Here is a 16,232-nt window from a genome sequence, read left to right as displayed (position 1 = left end):
GCCTGCGCCTCGATGACACGCCGTTCGTCTCGCCGCTCCTCGGTTGCTGTTCGTCGCACGGTGTTGGGTCTGATGCTGGGGATGCCCCTGGTTGCCCAGCCGGTGCTGGCCCAGGAGTCCCCGCCGACTGCCGCCGACACGGTCGAGGTGGAGGAGACGGTTGTTGAGGAGACCGTTGTTGAAGAGACAGTTATTGAGCCGCCCGTTGTCGAGCAGCCCAGGGTTCTGATCTCCGAGGTGGTGATTGAGGGCATTGAGGGTCACCCGGAGGAGGAACGCCTTCAGATCTCCACTTACGACGCGATGCAGGTGCGTCCGGGGATGCGTGTCACACGGGAGGAGCTTCAGAACGATTTGAATGGCATTCAGGCCACGGGCTGGTTCTCGGATGTGCGGATCGTTCCCCAGAACGGACCGCTCGGTGTGCAGGTGATCGTTCAGGTGGCGCCCTTCCCTTCGCTCAGTGCAGTGGAGATCAACGCCGATGACGAGGATCTTCTGCCCGATGCTGTGGTGGAAGAGACGTTTGCGTCGGATTACGGCCGCACGCTCAACCTCAACGACCTGCAGCAGCGGATGAAGGCCCTGCAGAGCTGGATGGCCAAGGAGGGCTACTCCCTGGCTCGGGTGTCTGGTCCTGAACGGGTCAGTCCCGATGGGGTGGTCACGCTGAAACTGCTTCATGGCAGCGTGGCTGGCGTCGAAGTCAAATTCCTCAACAAGGAGGGGGATGACACCGATGAGAATGGAAATCCCATTGGCGGTAAGACCAAAGAGTGGGTGATCACCCGGGAGGTCTCGATTCAGCCTGGAGATCCCTTCAACCGCAACAAGCTTGAGAGGGATATCAAGCGGTTATACGGAACCCAGCTCTTCAGTGATGTGAAGGTGACGCTGCGGCCTGTGCCCGAGGTGCCAGGCGATGTGTTCATTGTTCTCGGCATCGTTGAGCAGTCCACCGGTCAGCTTTCTGGCGGCCTTGGCTACAGCCAGAGCCAGGGTGTGTTCGGTCAGGTGCAGGTCCAGGAGACCAATCTCTTTGGACGTGCTTGGACTCTCGGTACCAACATCACCTACGGCCAGTACGGCGGTCTGGCCAACCTCAACTTCTCGGATCCCTGGATCTACGGCGACAACCACCGCACCAGCTTCCGAACATCTTTGTTCTTGAGCCAGCAGGTGCCTCAGGTCTTCCAGAGCGAAGACAACGGCAACATCCGCACGGCCAAGGACTACGTCGACAACAACACCAACAAGGCCTACCGGACAGGCCGCAATTACGGCTTCACTGATGGTGATGCTCCGGGCAACATCAACAAGGCTGAGGACGAATATCCCAACCGCAGTTGGTTTGACTACGAGGGAGACACGGTGGTGCTGCGCAAGACCGGCGGCAGCTTTTCCTTTGCCCGCCCCCTGAACGGCGGTGATCCTTACAAAGATGCCAAGTGGAATGTGCTTGCTGGCATGTCCTTCGCTGAGGTGCGGCCAATCAACTTTGCCGGTGACTCAAGGCCCTACGGCGTCTCCACAAATAACTTGGGCAAGAAAGTTAAAAACGACGACATCATTTGCGTGTCGTACAACTGTGCTGACAGCAACACCCTTGTAGGGATGCGTGTCGCCACCACCTACAACAATTTCAACAATTCTCGAAATCCCACTAGCGGAAACTTCTTCACCGCCGGAACTGAGCAGTTCGTCGGCATCAATAACGATTCGCCCACCTTCAACAGACTTCGGGCCAGCTACACCCAGTTCTTCCCGGTGGACTGGCTGAAGCTTCATAAGGGTTGCCGTCCCAAGCCCGGCGAAGAGGCCGATTGCCCGCAAGCCATCGGTGTGCAGATCAAGGGTGGCGCCATCATGGGTGAAGCGCCTCCATACGAAGCGTTCTGCATGGGTGGATCCAACTCGATTCGCGGTTGGTACGACTGCGACCTGGCTGTGTCCAAGGCCTTCAGTGAACTCACAATCGAGTACCGCTTCCCCCTGATCAGCATCTTCTCTGGTGAGGTGTTCATGGATGCCGGTACCGATTTCGGCACTCAGAAGGATGTGCCAGGCAAGCCGGGCCTGCTGCTCGATAAGGATGGCTCCGGTGTTTCGCTGGGTACCGGCGTGATTGTCACCACGCCGGTCGGTCCGATCCGACTTGAGGTGGCCAGCAAGGACTTCGCCTCCGACTGGCGCTTCAATCTGGGAGTGGGCTGGAAGTTTTAGTGACCAGCTGGCCTCAGGACTACTCAGCTGCCTGGACCCTGGCGGCTGAGACAACATGCTCCGGCGTCGGTCTCCACAGTGGAGCTGAGGCCACAGTGCAGCTTTGCCCGACGGATCAGCCGGGATTCCACATGCGCTTGCCGGGGATGGAGCAACCGATCCAGCTACGGCCGGATCAGGTGCGTGACAGCCCGTTGTGCACCACGCTGGATCTTGGCCCCAGCAAGGTGGCCACCGTTGAACATCTGTTGGCGGCCCTGGCGGGTTGCGGCCTCAGTCATGTCGAGATCGTGGTCAGCGGTCAGGAAGTCCCCCTGCTGGATGGCTCAGCGCTGGTTTGGGTGGAGGCCATCGCTGCAGCGGGTTTGGTGTCTGCGGCAACCCCCAGGCCGGCTCCACCCCAGTTGGACCAACCACTCATGCGTCATCGCGGCAGCAGTGTGATCACGGCCACCCCGGCGGACCGCTTCGCTGTCGTGGGAATGATCGATTTTCCTCAGCAGGCCATCGGCCGTCAGCAGTTCGCCTTGGAACTCACGCCCCAGCGGTTCGTGGATGAGATTGCTCCGGCACGCACATTTGGCTTCCGGGAGCAGGTGGAGCAGCTGCGCGCGGCCGGCTTGATCCAGGGCGGAGCCCTGGACAACGCCCTGGTCTGTGACGGCGATCAGTGGATGAATCCTCCGCTGCGGTTCGAGGATGAACCGGTGCGCCATAAGCTCTTGGATCTGATCGGCGACCTGGCCCTCGTCGGTTTTCCCCAGGCACAGGTTCTTGTGTACAGGGGATCCCATGGTCTTCACACCGATCTCGCAGCCGCTTTGTGACTGAATCCACCACCCCAGACATCGTGCTTACCAGCGAGCAGATCGCCGGTTTGCTTCCGCACCGTTACCCCTTTGCTCTGGTGGATCGGGTCATTGCCCATGAGCCCGGGGTTTCGGCCACGGCGATCAAGAACGTGACGATGAACGAGCCCCAGTTCCAGGGGCATTTCCCAGAGCGCCCGCTGATGCCTGGGGTGCTGATTGTGGAAGCCATGGCGCAGGTGGGCGGGTTGATCGTGACCCAGATGCCCGATCTGCCCAAAGGACTGTTCGTTTTTGCCGGCATCGACGGGGTACGCTTCCGGCGCCCTGTGGTTCCTGGAGATCAGCTGGTGATCCGCTGTGAACTGCTCAGCCTTAAGCGCAAGCGCTTCGGCAAGGTCAAGGCCGAGGCCACGGTGGACGGAGATCTGGCCTGCTCCGGCGAATTGATGTTCTCCCTGGTGGATTGAGCGCGATGTCGCAGCAAACGGCGTCACAGCAGATTCACCCCACGGCAGTGGTGGACCCGAAGGCCGAGCTGGCCTCGGGGGTGGTCATTGGCCCTGGTGCAGTGGTCGGCCCTCAGGTGGTGATCGGGGAGAACACCTGGATCGGTCCCCATGCCGTGTTGGACGGTCGGCTGACCCTAGGGCGTGACAACAAGGTGTTCCCGGGTGCCTGCCTCGGACTGCCGCCGCAGGATCTCAAGTACCGCGGTGCTGAAACCGAGGTGCTGATTGGGGATGGAAACACGCTGCGGGAATGCGTGACGATCAACCGGGCCACCGAAGAGGGCGAGGTGACCCGTATTGGCAACGGCAACCTGTTGATGGCTTACTGCCATCTGGGGCATAACTGCGATCTCGGCAACAACATCGTGATGTCCAATGCCATTCAGGTGGCGGGCCACGTTGTGATCGAAGACCGTGCCGTGATTGGTGGCTGTTTGGGTATTCACCAGTTCGTCCATATCGGTGGGATGGCGATGGTGGGCGGGATGACCCGCGTGGATCGGGATGTTCCGCCGTACTGCCTGGTGGAAGGCCATCCGGGTCGTGTGCGGGGTCTCAACCGGGTGGGCCTGCGTCGCAGTGGCATGGCCGGCAATCACGACGGCGCTGAACTCAAGCAGCTTCAGGAGATCTGGACCCTGATGTATCGCTCCGATCTGGTGATTGCCGATGCGCTCAAGCAGGCTCGAGTCCAGGCGTTGCTGCCGGCCGCCGAGCACCTCTGCCGGTTCCTCGAGGCATCCACTGGTCAGGGGAGACGGGGTCCGATGCCATTGCAGGGCCGCTGATGGTTCGGCTGCTGATCAGCACCGGTGAAGTCTCCGGTGATCTTCAGGGCAGCCTGTTGATTCGGGCCCTGCGGTTGGAGGCGGAACGGAGGGGCCTTGAGCTCGAAGTGATGGCCCTTGGTGGACCGCGCATGGAGGCGGCGGGGGCTTCGTTGATCGCTGATACCGCGCCGATGGGGGCGATCGGTCTGTGGGAGGCCGTCCCGTTGATTCTTCCCACGCTGCGGCTGCAGGCCCGGGTGGATGCGCTGCTTGAGGAACGGCCCCTCGATGGGGTGGTGCTCATCGACTACGTCGGAGCCAATGTGCGGCTGGGCACACGGCTGCGGAAGCAACGGCCCTACCTGCCGATCACGTATTACATCGCCCCCCAGGAATGGGCCTGGCGCTTCGGCGATGGCAGCACCACCCGTCTGCTGGAGTTCACCGACAAAATCCTGGCGATCTTCCCGGCGGAGGCCGAGTTCTATGCGGCCCGCGGTGCGGATGTGAGCTGGGTGGGTCATCCGCTGTTGGACAGCTTCCAGAATTTGCCCGACCGCGCCAGCTCCCGACGCCAATTGGGCTTGGATCCCGAGGCGCCGGTGTTGCTGCTGTTGCCGGCATCCCGGCCCCAGGAGTTGCGCTACCTGATGCCACCGTTGGCCCAGGCGGCGGCCCTGCTGCAGCAGCGTCACCCTGATCTTCAGGTGTTGCTTCCCGCCGGGCTGGAGCAGTTCGAACACCCCCTAGCTGTTGCGCTTGAGGAGGCCGGTGTGCGCCATGCCCGGGTGATTCCTGCCGCTGAAGCGGATGCTCTTAAGACCACCCTTTGTGCGGCGGCGGATCTCGCCCTGGGAAAATCCGGCACGGTGAATCTGGAACTGGCTTTGCAGGGGGTTCCTCAGGTGGTGGGATATCGCGTGAGCCGACTGACGGCGTGGGTCGCACGCCATGTTCTGCGGTTCCAGGTGGACCACATCTCGCCGGTGAATCTGTTGCTCAAGCAGCGGTTGGTGCCGGAGCTGCTGCAGGACGAGCTCACCGCAGAAGCTTTGGTGGAGAGGGCTTTACCCCTGTTGACCGCCACACCGCAGCGCCGGGCGATGCTGGAAGGGTATGAGCGGTTGCGGGCCACCCTTGGTGCACCCGGAGTGACCGGACGGGCTGCTACAGCCATTTTTGATCAGGTGATCGGATGAAACGAACGCTGCTGCTGCTGTCTACCTGCTTGATGCTGTTCTGCTGGCCCCAGAGCGCCATGGCCGAACTGGAGACAGCCGTCTTCGCCGGTGGTTGTTTTTGGTGTTTGGAGCACGACCTGGAGGACCTGCCCGGGGTGCGTGATGCCGTGAGCGGCTACAGCGGCGGGCATGTGGAGCGACCCACCTACCGCCAGGTCAGCAGCGAGAGCACTGGCCATCAAGAAGCGGTGCAGGTGCGTTTTGACCCTGAGCAAATCAGTTACGCCGAGCTACTGCGCAGCTATTGGCGCAATGTGGACCCCCTCGATGACGGTGGTCAGTTCTGCGACCGCGGCGATTCCTACAGGCCGGTGATCTTTACGGCCGATGCCGCTCAAGCCCAGGCTGCTGAGGCCAGTGCCGAGGCGGCGGCCCGCGAGCTGTCGCAACCGCGGGCCGCACTGAAAGTGGAGCTTAGGGAAGCGGCTCGGTTTTGGCCTGCCGAGGGTTACCACCAGAACTACGCAGAGAACAATTCCCTCAAATACAACTTTTATCGGTTCAGTTGCGGTCGCGACCGTCGCCTGGATGCGGTGTGGGGTGCTGAGGCGCGAACCGGTCAGCCATGGCGTTAAACCACTGAATTCGGTCAACTTCCTTAAGAAATAGACAATCAACCTGTTGAAAAGATTAAGCGCCGCAACCTGATTGATTCAGCAAGTTCTCAGTGAACAGACGGGTTTCCAGCTATCGACCAGGCTTGCGGCCATGCTTACGATCAGTCGGTAAGTGGAGGAATGTATGTATCTGCTGACCATTAAGGATGGTCTTGGCACCCGTCACATCGGTCCCTATCCGTCGCCGAAGCATGCGTCGGACGACCTTGATCGTGTGTTGGAAACTTGCTCTGAGCGAGCACGGTGGCAGATCCACGCGCTCGAAACACCAAGCCGCTCCCTGGAACTTCAAGCTGTTGCGTCTTGAGCAGTTGCGTCCTGATCAGCCCTGACGTCGCCCTGGAAAGCCACGGGTGAGACCGCTGTCAATCATCAGTCCAATACCGGCATTGATACAGATCAGGCTGAGGGTTCCGTACCAGAACCAGGGGCCACCGTCATTGCCCAGCATTTGAACGACCTTGCGGCTGATCGCTTCGCCGAACAGGCAGAGGCCCACCGGGAGCAGAAGCACCCCCAGCTGAGCCTTGATGTACCAGCGCACCGGGGATCGACTCATGACTGGGCTAGCACCCAGTTCACCAGGGTGCGCACGCCGTAGCCAGTCGCACCGGCTGGATTGACGCCTTTGCCCTTGTCACTCCAGACCGGCCCGGCGATGTCGATGTGGGCCCAGGCGGTGTCCTTGGCCACGAATTCCTTGAGGAAGAGGGCAGCGGTGATCGAGCCCCCTGGCCGCGGACCGGTGTTCTTCATGTCGGCCAACAATGACTTCAGCCCATCCTTGTAGGACTGCCGCAGGGGCATGCGCCACAGGCCTTCACCGCCGGAATGGGCGGCGGCATCGAGGGCTTCCGCCAGGTCGTCGTTGTTGGACCACAACCCGGCCATCTCATCGCCAAGGGCAATGACGCAGGCTCCGGTGAGGGTGGCCAAATCCACAACGGCATCGGGATCCTGCTCACAGGCGTAGAGCAGGGCATCGGCGAGGGTCAACCGGCCTTCAGCGTCGGTGTTGTTGATCTCGATCGTCATGCCGTTGGCGGCCGTGACGATGTCACCGGGGTGGACGGCAGAGCCGTTCACCATGTTTTCGCAGGAGGCCACCACCATGTGCACCTCAACGCCGGCTGGCTTGAGTTCAGCGATGCTGCGCATGGCGCCCAGCACAGCGGCGCTGCCGCCCATGTCGAACTTCATCATGTCGATCTGCGCCGCGCCCACCTTGAGGTTGTAACCGCCGGAATCGAAGGTGAGGCCCTTGCCCACCAGGGCGACGCGGCGTTTCACTTCGCCCTCGGGTCGGTAAATCAGGTGAATGAATTTGGGCGGTAGATCGGAGCCCTGGCTCACGGCCAGAAAGGCGCCCATGCCTTTGGCTTCGCAGTCGCCGCGCTCCAGCACCTTGAGCTCAAGGCCGTGGTCGCTGGCGATGCCGGCGGCTGTTTCCGCCAGGGCGCCCGGGGTAACCACATTGGGGGGGGCGGCCACCAGCTCCCTGGCCAGCTCCACGCCGGCACATGTGGCGTTGACCGCCATAAAGCCGCTGGCGGCGGCCGGGTCGAGGTCGATCAGCTCAAGAGCTTCGGGGATCCGGCGTGGTTCCGCCTCCTTGCGGAAGCGCTGGTCTTTGTAAAGGCAGAGCCGCACGGCTTCAGCACTGATGCGGGCCGCTTCGGTGGCATCGGTTCCATGCCATGGCAACTGCAGTCCCAGAGTGCCTCCACAGCCGATCGCGGCCTTGGCTGCACGGGCAGCGGCGCCGCGCAGGCGGTCGATGTCGATTCCATCGGCGTCGCCCAGGCCCAGCACCACCAGGCGCTCTGGGCCAGCACCCAGGGGCGTGATCACCAGTTGATCACCCGGCTTCCCCTTGAACTCCTGCTGTTTCAGGGCGTCGGTGATCCCCGCAAAGCGCTGTTCCAAGGCCGTTGCGGTTGTATCGGCATCGCCCTGGGGTAGCCCCACCGCCAGCACATTGCCGTTCCACTCCTGCAGACCGTTGGAGGACAGGGAGAAGCGCATGGATGGACGCATCGGCAAAGAACGAGCGTAGCGATCCTGCGCGACGCCTTTGCACCTTGCTGATCAGGGCGAACAGCGCTGGTTCAGGGCGGTGATGATCAGCTGCTCGGCATCCGGTTGGCTCTGGATTACGAAGGCTTCCTGCTCGAGTGCAGTGTTGTTGGACTTGTAGTGGTTGTGCAGCAGATAGCGGATCCGGCTCACCACCGCTGGATCAACCTTGCGTTGCAAACCGATCAGCGAGAGCGCTCCGTTGGGACAGCTCTGGGCGGCATGCACCGCTTCATGCAGCAGCACGGCCCGGGTGATGCCGAGCTCCCGCACCAGGGGCGAAATCTCCAGTCGTTTCTCCGCCGGGATGAAGCGTCCGTAGGCCTGCCCCGGGGCTGCCGTTCTTCAAGCGTGAAGCCATGCCGCAGCAGGCTTCGCTGCAGCTGTGCGAGGTCGGCAGCGGTGGCCGGCAGGGCCAGTAGCAGCAGAGCAAGGGCCGTTTGGGTTGCGGTCACAAGTCGGCGTTGAAGGGGGTGCCCCATCGTTGGCGGGTTTCCTTGTTGAAGGGCGGCCACCAGCGTTGAATCAGCTGTTGTTCCAGGGCCCTCCGTGCGCGGGTGGCCTGAGGTACATCGCAGCTGAAGCGGATGCTCAGCTGGGCACTGAGTTCGCAGCGCTGAAGGGCTTCGCCGTAGGCGGCGAGGTAGGCCTTGCAGTCGTGATCGCCTTTCCAGCGGCGCTCTGCGGCGAGCGTTTCTCCCACATAGAGCAGAAGTGGCTGCTCCAGTTGGGTCGGCCGATCCATCACCAGGTAGATCGCGGCACCCCGATGGGACGGTTCCGGCCAGCGCCAGAAACTCATCGCCAGGGGGGTCAGCGTCAGCGGATCCAGGGCCGCGGCAGCGTCATCAGGGGAGGAGCCGAACAGATCCCCTTGGGCGGCCTGAGCTGTTTCTCCGCGGAACAGCGGCGCTTGATGGTCATGCAGGCGCTGTTGCCAGGCGATCAGCTGCTCCCGTTGCAGGGGCAGCTCAGGCCCATTGCTGAAGGCCAGCGCACCGGTGGAGAACAGATCTCCCTGCATCAGTGAAGGGGCAGGCTGGGTCCGGCGCGGCGGATGCCGAAACTCACCCGGCCGATCAGGTTTTCCACGGTGCTGGCAGGAAGGCAGAGCCGTTCCTGCAGGTCAGCCAGATCTTTGAAACCGGAGCTGCGTCGCTCCCGCAGCAGGCTGGCCAGCCGTTGCTCTGGCCAGCAGAGCAGCTCGAGTTGATCGGCGCTGGCGTTGTTCAGGTCAAGGGGAGTGGCCTGCGGCTGCAACGGAGCATCGCCATGCCAATGGAAGACGAGATGCGGTGTCCAGAGCCTGCTCAGATCGATGGGCAGCTCCAGCAGCCGGAACAAATCATCAGCGCAGGCGAATTGCACGCCCCCCTGTTGCAGGCGCACCAGCAGATCGGCCATGTCCTGGCTGCAGCCGGGCAGTTGAAGCCACTCATCGCGGCTGGCCCGATTCACATCCATCACCCAGGCTGGAGGCTCGGCCTCGATCGCTAATGGCTGTAGTGGCGCTGGACGGGGCGGTGTTGGCAGCTGCCCGGTGGCCTGCAGCACCCGCCTGGCCAGGGGATCCAACCAGTGGCTGCGGGGCATGCTGCTCAGCAGAGATGGGCCGACATTAACGAGGGTGGTGGGGTTGCGTCAGCGCAGGGCGCGCACAAGACCCTCGCAGCCCCCCTGTTCGTCGATGTAGCGGCGCATCAGGTCGTCGTAACCGGGAGCGCTTTGCACCTCCTCGCGCTCGGCGGCGCTGACCCCTTTGCTGAGCAGAAACCGGTTGGCGATGTCGCGGGCCTGGCCAGCTTTCATCCGTTTGGTTTCGATCAGACAGCGGGCATTGGCCTCGGCGATGGTCACCAGGGCGGTCGTGCGCTCGCTTGCGGCATTCACCGCTGGCATCCCGAGGCTGCTGACGCTGAGAACGACCAGGGCTGCGGTGGCGGCGCGTCGGACCATGGCGTCAAGACCGTTCAACTCCTCTCAGGATGGTCCCTTTGGGGCTAAGGGGTCCAGCGGGGAATCGGCATCGGTGGATCCACCAGATTGTGTTGAAAGGCCATCAGCACAGCCTGGGTGCGGTTCCTGGCATTCAGTTTGCGCAGCAGCCCTGTGATGCAGTGCTTGGTGGTTTCAATCGAGATGTGGAGTTGATCCGCAATCTCCTGATTGCTCAGGCCGCGGCAGAGGCCACGCAGGACGTCTTCTTCCCGCAGGCTCAGCACGTCGCTGATCGGATGCCCCACCCCTGCCAAGCTGCGGTCGTGATGGGCCACGCCGGCAATCACCGGATCCATGTGGCTGCCATCGCTTTCCATGGCGCGCAAGACGCTGAGCAAGCCGCCGTCGCCAATGCGCTCATGGCTGCAGAGACCGTCGCAATCAGCCGCTGCAGCGGCACGAATGGTGCTGAGCAAGGGGCGTTGGATCAGCATCAGGCAGCGCAGCGAGGGCTGGTGGGCCTTGGCTGCTGCCACCAGGGAGGGGCCGCTGCCACGTTCGAGCCTGTCGCTGCAGATCAGCAGATCGGCGGCCGTACTGCTGAGGCAGGCCAGGGCTTCCGCTTCGGTGCTGGCAGCCCCCACGATGGAGCCGATGCCATCGAGGCTGTGCAGCAGGCCGCTGACCAAAACCCGATCGGCCGAAGCGACCACCAGACGACGCCCCTCCAGCAGGGGCCGGTTGCGCTGGGGCAGCTCACGCATCGCGGCCAGCTGAGCGGTGAAGTTCACATCCTGAATGCAGCCCGAAACTCACCATGAATCCCATGCCGCCTGCGGGCGGTGCTGGTCAGGAAGACCGTACAAAAATCCCGCCTCAGGCCTCGGCAAGGTGCGGCGATTACCCCTCAAGCAAGTCGATTGTTCTTGGCAGAATTGCCTGTGCCCAGCGCGACTCGACATGGCCTTCTTCGATTCCGACATCGTTCAGGACGAAGCAAAGCGGCTGTTCAGCGATTACCAGCAGCTGATGCAGCTGGGCAGTGAGTACGGGAAGTTCGACCGAGAGGGCAAGAAGAAGTTCATCGAGACGATGGAAGAGCTGATGGGCCGCTACCGGGTGTTCATGAAGCGCTTCGAGCTCTCGGAAGATTTCCAGGCCAAGCTCACGGTGGAGCAGCTGCGCACCCAGCTCAGTCAGTTCGGGATCACCCCCGAGCAAATGTTCGAACAGATGAATTCCACCCTCGAGCGGATGAAGGCCCAGATCGAGCCTCCCTCGCCGAGCTGAACCAGCACTCGTACGATCGCCAGCGCCCGCTCGTTGCGCACCCCATGTCGGACTCAACCCCGTCGCTGCCGAATTGGCTGTCTCGGGGCATGGCCGATTTGTTCCCGGCCGGCGACCCGAGCGATGCTGATCAGGCCCTGGCGGCACGGCTGGTGCAAGCCGAGAAGGAGGGCAGGCCGCTGAGGGTGAAGCTGGGCATTGACCCCACCGGCAGCAACATTCATCTCGGTCACAGCATCCTGTTCCGCAAGTTGCGGGCTTTCCAGGACGCAGGCCATACGGCGGTGTTGATCATCGGCGATTTCACCGCGCGGATCGGCGATCCCACTGGCAAGAGCGCCACCCGGGTGCAGCTCAGCAAGGAGCAGGTGGCTGCCAACGCCTCCACCTATCTGCGCCAGCTTGGGCAGGACCAGCCCAAGGAGACGGCACTGCTCGATTTCGAAACGCCTGGACGCCTAGAGGTGCGATACAACAGCGAGTGGTTGGAGGGAATGGACCTGCCGGCTGTGATTGGGCTGCTCGGCACCGGCACCGTGGGCCAGATGCTGGCCAAGGACGACTTCTCCAAGCGTTATGGCAGTGGCACCCCTATCGCCCTGCATGAATTCCTCTACCCGCTGCTGCAGGGCTATGACTCGGTGGCGGTGAATGCTGATGTGGAGCTGGGGGGCACCGATCAGAAGTTCAATGTGGCCATGGGCCGTGATCTGCAGCGCCATTTCGACAAGGGCACCCAGTTCGGCCTGCTGCTGCCGATCCTGGTGGGGCTCGACGGGGTTCAGAAGATGAGCAAGAGCCTGGGCAACGTGGTGGGGCTGGAAGAGGATCCGCTCTCGATGTACTCCAAGCTGGAGAAAGTCGGCGATGGGGCGATCAACGACTACGTCACGTTGCTGACTGACCTGGATCTGGCCTCCTTGCCGGAGAACCCGCGCGAGAAGCAGAAGGCGATGGCCCTGGCGGTGACCGCCAGCCGCCATGGTCTGGCGGCGGCGGAGAAGGCGCAGAGTGATGCCGCCACCTTGGTGGGTGGCAGCGGTGATGCCGGTGCCGATGTGCCCGAGGCCTCGCTTGCAGAGGTGAACTTCCCGGCCAAGGCCTTCTATTTGTTCAGTGTCGTGGGCATCTGCGCCAGCAGCAGTGAGGCCCGCCGTCAGATCAAAGGGGGTGCGGCGCGCCTAGATGGGGAGAAGATTACCGACCCCAACCAGGAGTTTGCGTCGGCATCGGAGCTGGAGGGCAAGGTGCTGCAGCTGGGCAAGAAAACCTTCCGGAGGCTGACGGCTTGAGCTGCCAGTAATCCCCCTTTTGGGGGATCCGCCAAGAGAGAACTGGCGCGATGGTGAGTTCATCCGAGCGACGAACAATGACAGCGCCATGTCTTGAGGCTGAATGCAAATCCGATCAGCAAATTGCTGCTGATTTCTTGTCTTACCTGCAATCGGACTTTGAGGATCCTGTCGCGTATGAGGTGGAGCCGACGCGACTGACTGGAGGCTTCGATGCTCGGCTGTATCGCTACCAGCTTGTTGATCAGGAGCCACGGGTCCTCCGCATTCAGCGTCCTGAGCGCAAAGAGGAGGAGCTTCTGTATCAACAGTTTGTGTATCAGACCCTGAATCAGCAGGGTCTCAAGATTCCTGTGATTCATCATGTTTGTGGAGATAAATCTATTTTGGGTGGGGTCTTTGCGGTCATGGATCTCTTGCCCGGCCGAACTGTGTTTGAGCTGGCTCCAGAGCTTCATGCCAAGGTCTTGGGTGAGTCGATGGCCACCTTGCACGAGATGGATGTGAGGCCCATCGTTGAAGCCTTCAGGCAGTCTGATGTCCCTGATGAGCTGTATTTGAGTCCAATTAGTCATCAAAAGGCGTTGGATTCTTTGGAAGAGGCACACCCATGGGCTTCTGAATTGATTGGTTGGTTGCGCACTCATTTGCCTCTTGATGGGAGGGATCTCGCCGTGATTCATGGTGACTATCACGGGAATAATGTGATGTTTGATAGTGGCGCTGTCTCAGGGGTTCTGGATTGGTGGTTTTCTATTTCTGATCCCGCTGTGGATCTGGCTCATACGATGAATGATTATCTGATTTTCGCGCGCCAGATTGATCCGACGATGTCGCCTCATTTGTGGGATCAGATCATGGATGGGGTTCTCAAGGCTTATCAATCCATCAGGCCTCTAAATCACGAGCACATCCAGGCCTTTCGTGTGTTTCACCTCTTCGGAGTCTTCATTGCCGGTGCCACTGGTGTTGGCCTCGAATTCATGCGAAAGCCTGAATCGCAGCGCGACTATCTGAGTTTCATTGAGCAAACGACAGGCCTCACGCTGTCGCCCTCAGCCTGAACCCTGGTTGAGATGGATCTGCCGGCGCGACAGGATGGACTCCGGATCAATCGCTTGCCTTGGCTCCGTCGCTCTCCGCTGACCCCGCCGATCGGATCATCGTGGCCCTCGATGGCTTGGCGCCTGATCAAGCGCTGCGCTTTGCCGCCCAGGTGGCGGGGCTGCGCTGGGTGAAGGTGGGCCTGGAGCTGTTCGTACAGGCTGGCCCTGAGGTGGTGGCGCAACTTCGGGATCAGGGTCTGCGGGTGTTCCTCGACCTCAAATTTCACGACATCCCGGCCACGATGGCGGGGGCTTGCCGGCGGGGGGCGGCGCTGGGGGCGGAGTTGATCACGGTGCATGCCTGTGCTGGCAGCGAAGCGCTCAAGGCGGCCCAGGCTGCGGCGGTGGAAGGAGCCCAAAGGGCTGGGCAACCCGTTCCAACGCTGCTGGCGGTGACGGTGCTCACCAGTTGGGAGGAGCAACGGTTGCAACGGGAACTCGCCATTGCCCAGGGCATTGCCGAACGGGTGCCGGCGTTGGCGCAGCTGTCGGCAACTGCCGGCATCGGCGGCTGCGTCTGTTCACCCTTGGAGGCCGCGGCGCTGCGGGCGCAGCACCCGGAACCGTTCGCGTTGGTCACCCCTGGAATTCGCCCCAAAGGCTCCGCAGTCGGTGATCAAGCCCGGGTGATGGGGCCCGCCGAGGCGATTAAAGCCGGGGCCAGCCAATTGGTGATCGGCCGGCCGATCACCAAAGCCGATGACCCCAGCGCCGCGTTTGCGCAGTGTTGCGGGGCGCTTTGAACTTGAAGCTCAGGCTTTCTGCCCGATTTTGGGTTCGGTGCCCGCCAGCAGTCGCTCGATGTTGCTGCGGTGCCGCCACAGCACCATCAGGCTGGCCACCAACGACACCACCACATAAGCGCTGCTGCCACCGGAGAGAACCATCAGCACCGGCAGGCCGATGGCGGCCACCACGCTGGAGAGCGACACGATTCGGCTCAGGCTGATCGTGGCCATGAACAAGCCAAAGCAGGCAAGCCCCACGGGCCAGGCCAGGCCGAGAAACATGCCGAAGCCGGTGGCCACCGCCTTGCCGCCCTTCCAGCCCAGCCACACCGGCCAGATGTGACCGGCCAAGGCGGCCAGGCCCGCGAGCACCTGCACCCAGTCGTTAAGTCCAACGCTTTTGGCCAGCAGCACCGCTAGGGCGCCCTTTCCCACATCCAGCAAGAACACCACCAGAGCAGGGCCTTTGCCCACATTGCGCAGCACGTTGGTGGCGCCGGTGCTGCCGGAGCCGCAGTCGCGCAGGTCGATGCCTTTGAGCCAGCGGCCGGCGAGGTATCCACTGGGGGTGGCTCCCAGCAGGTAGCCGATGGCCAGGAGCAGCAGAGCAGTGAGGATCACAGCAGATCGTCGTCGTCGAGGCGTTCACCCGGTCCGGCCGCGAAGGCCAGCCAGAGGGGGAACTGAAGCACGGGGATGTCGACGCTGCGCTCGGCAGCATCGATGAGGATCAGCGGCACTTCCCCCCGCTCCTCCAGTCGGTCGGCCCGTTCCACCAGGGCTTCGGGGCGTTCGAACAGCACGATGCCACTGCTGGGACCGAAGTCTTCCCGGCCCAGGCCGAGGGCATCTTGCAGGCCCCGCCGCCATTCGCCGAGACGTTCGGGGCCGCCGGCCAGCACCAGGCACTGGAACTGATCGCCGTAGAGCTCGCCGATCACCGCGATCAGGGCGGCACTCACCAGGATGTTGCGGGGCCGGGTGCCGCGGCTGGGCTGGGCGCCGCGTCCGCCTTGATTGAAAAACCAGTCTTCAAGTAGGGCCGTGTCGCGGGCGTCGATGCTGCGCCGCAGAGTCCAGGGATCGGCGTAGACGTCGGGCTGTTTGAGGAACCGCTCCAGGGTCTGGCGGATCAGCTCTTCGTCGGGTCGGAAGGTGTCCGCCACCGCCGGAGGCGGTGTGCTTTCACCGCTGCTATCTGGCGCCGCAGTGCTGTCTGCGGTCTGATCCAGGGGCGATGGCTTCACCACCATCGGCTGCACCACCAGCTCCAGGTTTTCCACGCTCTGCACCAGATCCTGCAGGGCGCCGCCCAGGTAGTCCTGGAAGCCCTTCACGCGGCGGGCGATGGCGTCGGATTGGCCGGCGAAGTTGGCCTTGAGCTCGGTTTCGAGCTGCTCTTTACGGCTGGTTAGGGCGGTGATTTCCGCCTCCAGCGCATCGCGGCGGATTTGCAGGTCCTTGAGAGCCAACTCCATTACGGGGTTGGTCTCCGCCGCGTCTGGCTCGCAGCTGGTTGCGCTGGTGGGGTCACCTGTTGATTCCGTAGAGGCTTGCTCCGTTTCAGGCGCCTGGCTGGTCAGGTCGGTGTCGTCGGGCATTGCGTCAGCTGCCGTGCTCTCCATCCCTC

General features: G+C 62.5%; 20 protein-coding genes. 11 read left to right on the top strand and 9 right to left on the bottom strand.

Going from position 1 to position 16,232, the window contains the following annotated elements:
- The first annotated feature begins 12 nt into the window (after positions 1 to 12).
- The 7 genes from DXY29_RS01560 (at position 13) to DXY29_RS13655 (ending at position 6,479) form a co-directional block, all read left to right on the top strand.
- A complete protein-coding gene (locus DXY29_RS01560; RefSeq protein WP_115022340.1) occupies positions 13 to 2,223 on the top strand; it encodes a BamA/TamA family outer membrane protein in 2,211 nt (736 codons plus the stop codon).
- Positions 2,223 to 3,050, top strand: a complete 828-nt coding sequence (lpxC, locus tag DXY29_RS01555; RefSeq protein WP_115022338.1) for a UDP-3-O-acyl-N-acetylglucosamine deacetylase — start codon at positions 2,223 to 2,225, stop codon at positions 3,048 to 3,050. The genes DXY29_RS01560 and lpxC overlap by 1 nt, the downstream gene beginning before the upstream one ends.
- A complete protein-coding gene (gene fabZ / locus DXY29_RS01550) occupies positions 3,047 to 3,502 on the top strand; it encodes a 3-hydroxyacyl-ACP dehydratase FabZ (RefSeq protein ID WP_115022337.1) in 456 nt (151 codons plus the stop codon). The genes lpxC and fabZ overlap by 4 nt, the downstream gene beginning before the upstream one ends.
- Positions 3,503 to 3,507: 5 nt before the next feature.
- Positions 3,508 to 4,332, top strand: coding sequence for an acyl-ACP--UDP-N-acetylglucosamine O-acyltransferase (gene lpxA, locus DXY29_RS01545; protein ID WP_115022335.1), 825 nt, complete (start codon positions 3,508 to 3,510; stop codon positions 4,330 to 4,332).
- On the top strand, positions 4,332 to 5,513 hold the full coding sequence (lpxB, locus tag DXY29_RS01540) for a lipid-A-disaccharide synthase (RefSeq protein ID WP_115022333.1): 1,182 nt from the start codon (positions 4,332 to 4,334) through the stop codon (positions 5,511 to 5,513). Before lpxA ends, lpxB begins: the two co-directional genes overlap by 1 nt.
- The gene (gene msrA / locus DXY29_RS01535) at positions 5,510 to 6,130 is read left to right on the top strand and encodes a peptide-methionine (S)-S-oxide reductase MsrA (RefSeq protein ID WP_115022303.1); all 621 of its coding nucleotides are present in this window, start codon (positions 5,510 to 5,512) and stop codon (positions 6,128 to 6,130) included. Before lpxB ends, msrA begins: the two co-directional genes overlap by 4 nt.
- Before the next feature lie 166 nt (positions 6,131 to 6,296).
- Positions 6,297 to 6,479, top strand: a complete 183-nt coding sequence (locus DXY29_RS13655; protein WP_115022302.1) for a hypothetical protein — start codon at positions 6,297 to 6,299, stop codon at positions 6,477 to 6,479.
- Between the two features lie 15 nt (positions 6,480 to 6,494).
- Here DXY29_RS13655 and DXY29_RS01525 read toward each other — a convergent pair whose 3' ends face one another.
- The 7 genes from DXY29_RS01525 to DXY29_RS01495 all read right to left on the bottom strand — a co-directional run bounded on the left by DXY29_RS01525 (position 6,495) and on the right by DXY29_RS01495 (position 10,950).
- Positions 6,495 to 6,731, bottom strand: a complete 237-nt coding sequence (locus DXY29_RS01525) for a hypothetical protein (RefSeq protein WP_115022300.1) — start codon at positions 6,729 to 6,731, stop codon at positions 6,495 to 6,497.
- On the bottom strand, positions 6,728 to 8,197 hold the full coding sequence (locus tag DXY29_RS01520; protein WP_115022298.1) for a leucyl aminopeptidase: 1,470 nt from the start codon (positions 8,195 to 8,197) through the stop codon (positions 6,728 to 6,730). The genes DXY29_RS01525 and DXY29_RS01520 overlap by 4 nt, the downstream gene beginning before the upstream one ends.
- Before the next feature lie 63 nt (positions 8,198 to 8,260).
- Positions 8,261 to 8,521: a hypothetical protein gene (locus tag DXY29_RS01515; protein ID WP_115022297.1), complete on the bottom strand. Its 261-nt coding sequence runs from the start codon at positions 8,519 to 8,521 to the stop codon at positions 8,261 to 8,263.
- A gap of 178 nt (positions 8,522 to 8,699) precedes the next feature.
- Positions 8,700 to 9,272: a GIY-YIG nuclease family protein gene (locus DXY29_RS01510; protein ID WP_115022295.1), complete on the bottom strand. Its 573-nt coding sequence runs from the start codon at positions 9,270 to 9,272 to the stop codon at positions 8,700 to 8,702.
- Positions 9,272 to 9,841, bottom strand: a complete 570-nt coding sequence (locus DXY29_RS01505; protein ID WP_115022294.1) for a hypothetical protein — start codon at positions 9,839 to 9,841, stop codon at positions 9,272 to 9,274. Before DXY29_RS01505 ends, DXY29_RS01510 begins: the two co-directional genes overlap by 1 nt.
- 48 nt (positions 9,842 to 9,889) lie before the next feature.
- Positions 9,890 to 10,204 (bottom strand): hypothetical protein, encoded by a 315-nt coding sequence (locus DXY29_RS01500; RefSeq protein WP_115022292.1) that lies wholly within the window; start codon positions 10,202 to 10,204, stop codon positions 9,890 to 9,892.
- A 44-nt stretch (positions 10,205 to 10,248) separates the two neighbouring features.
- Positions 10,249 to 10,950 (bottom strand): response regulator transcription factor, encoded by a 702-nt coding sequence (locus DXY29_RS01495; protein WP_115022611.1) that lies wholly within the window; start codon positions 10,948 to 10,950, stop codon positions 10,249 to 10,251.
- 196 nt (positions 10,951 to 11,146) lie between these two features.
- Here DXY29_RS01495 and DXY29_RS01490 point away from each other — a divergent pair, with 196 nt between their 5' ends.
- From DXY29_RS01490 to pyrF, 4 genes are read left to right on the top strand one after another with little or no spacing between them, the layout of a single operon-like run.
- Complete coding sequence (locus DXY29_RS01490; protein WP_115022290.1) at positions 11,147 to 11,476, top strand: DUF1825 family protein; 330 nt, start codon at positions 11,147 to 11,149, stop codon at positions 11,474 to 11,476.
- 44 nt (positions 11,477 to 11,520) lie between these two features.
- Entirely contained in the window at positions 11,521 to 12,768 is a 1,248-nt protein-coding gene (gene tyrS / locus DXY29_RS01485; protein WP_115022288.1) for a tyrosine--tRNA ligase, read from the top strand.
- A gap of 50 nt (positions 12,769 to 12,818) precedes the next feature.
- Positions 12,819 to 13,832, top strand: a complete 1,014-nt coding sequence (locus tag DXY29_RS01480; RefSeq protein ID WP_115022286.1) for a phosphotransferase — start codon at positions 12,819 to 12,821, stop codon at positions 13,830 to 13,832.
- Positions 13,833 to 13,891: 59 nt separating this feature from the next.
- Positions 13,892 to 14,617: an orotidine-5'-phosphate decarboxylase gene (gene pyrF / locus DXY29_RS01475; RefSeq protein WP_115022284.1), complete on the top strand. Its 726-nt coding sequence runs from the start codon at positions 13,892 to 13,894 to the stop codon at positions 14,615 to 14,617.
- Between the two features lie 9 nt (positions 14,618 to 14,626).
- Here the strand turns inward: pyrF and plsY are convergent, their stop codons facing one another.
- Together plsY and DXY29_RS01465 are read right to left on the bottom strand one after the other, a co-directional pair.
- Positions 14,627 to 15,223: a glycerol-3-phosphate 1-O-acyltransferase PlsY gene (plsY, locus tag DXY29_RS01470; RefSeq protein WP_115022282.1), complete on the bottom strand. Its 597-nt coding sequence runs from the start codon at positions 15,221 to 15,223 to the stop codon at positions 14,627 to 14,629.
- Positions 15,220 to 16,227 carry a DUF3086 domain-containing protein gene (locus DXY29_RS01465; RefSeq protein ID WP_115022281.1) on the bottom strand — a complete coding sequence of 336 codons (1,008 nt, stop codon included), beginning with the start codon at positions 16,225 to 16,227 and terminating at the stop codon, positions 15,220 to 15,222. Before DXY29_RS01465 ends, plsY begins: the two co-directional genes overlap by 4 nt.
- Between the last annotated feature and the right edge of the window lie 5 nt (positions 16,228 to 16,232).

It is taken from the genome of Synechococcus sp. UW69, assembly GCF_900474185.1.
Classification (GTDB): domain Bacteria; phylum Cyanobacteriota; class Cyanobacteriia; order PCC-6307; family Cyanobiaceae; genus Parasynechococcus.
This window is presented reverse-complemented; position numbering and strand designations above follow the sequence as displayed.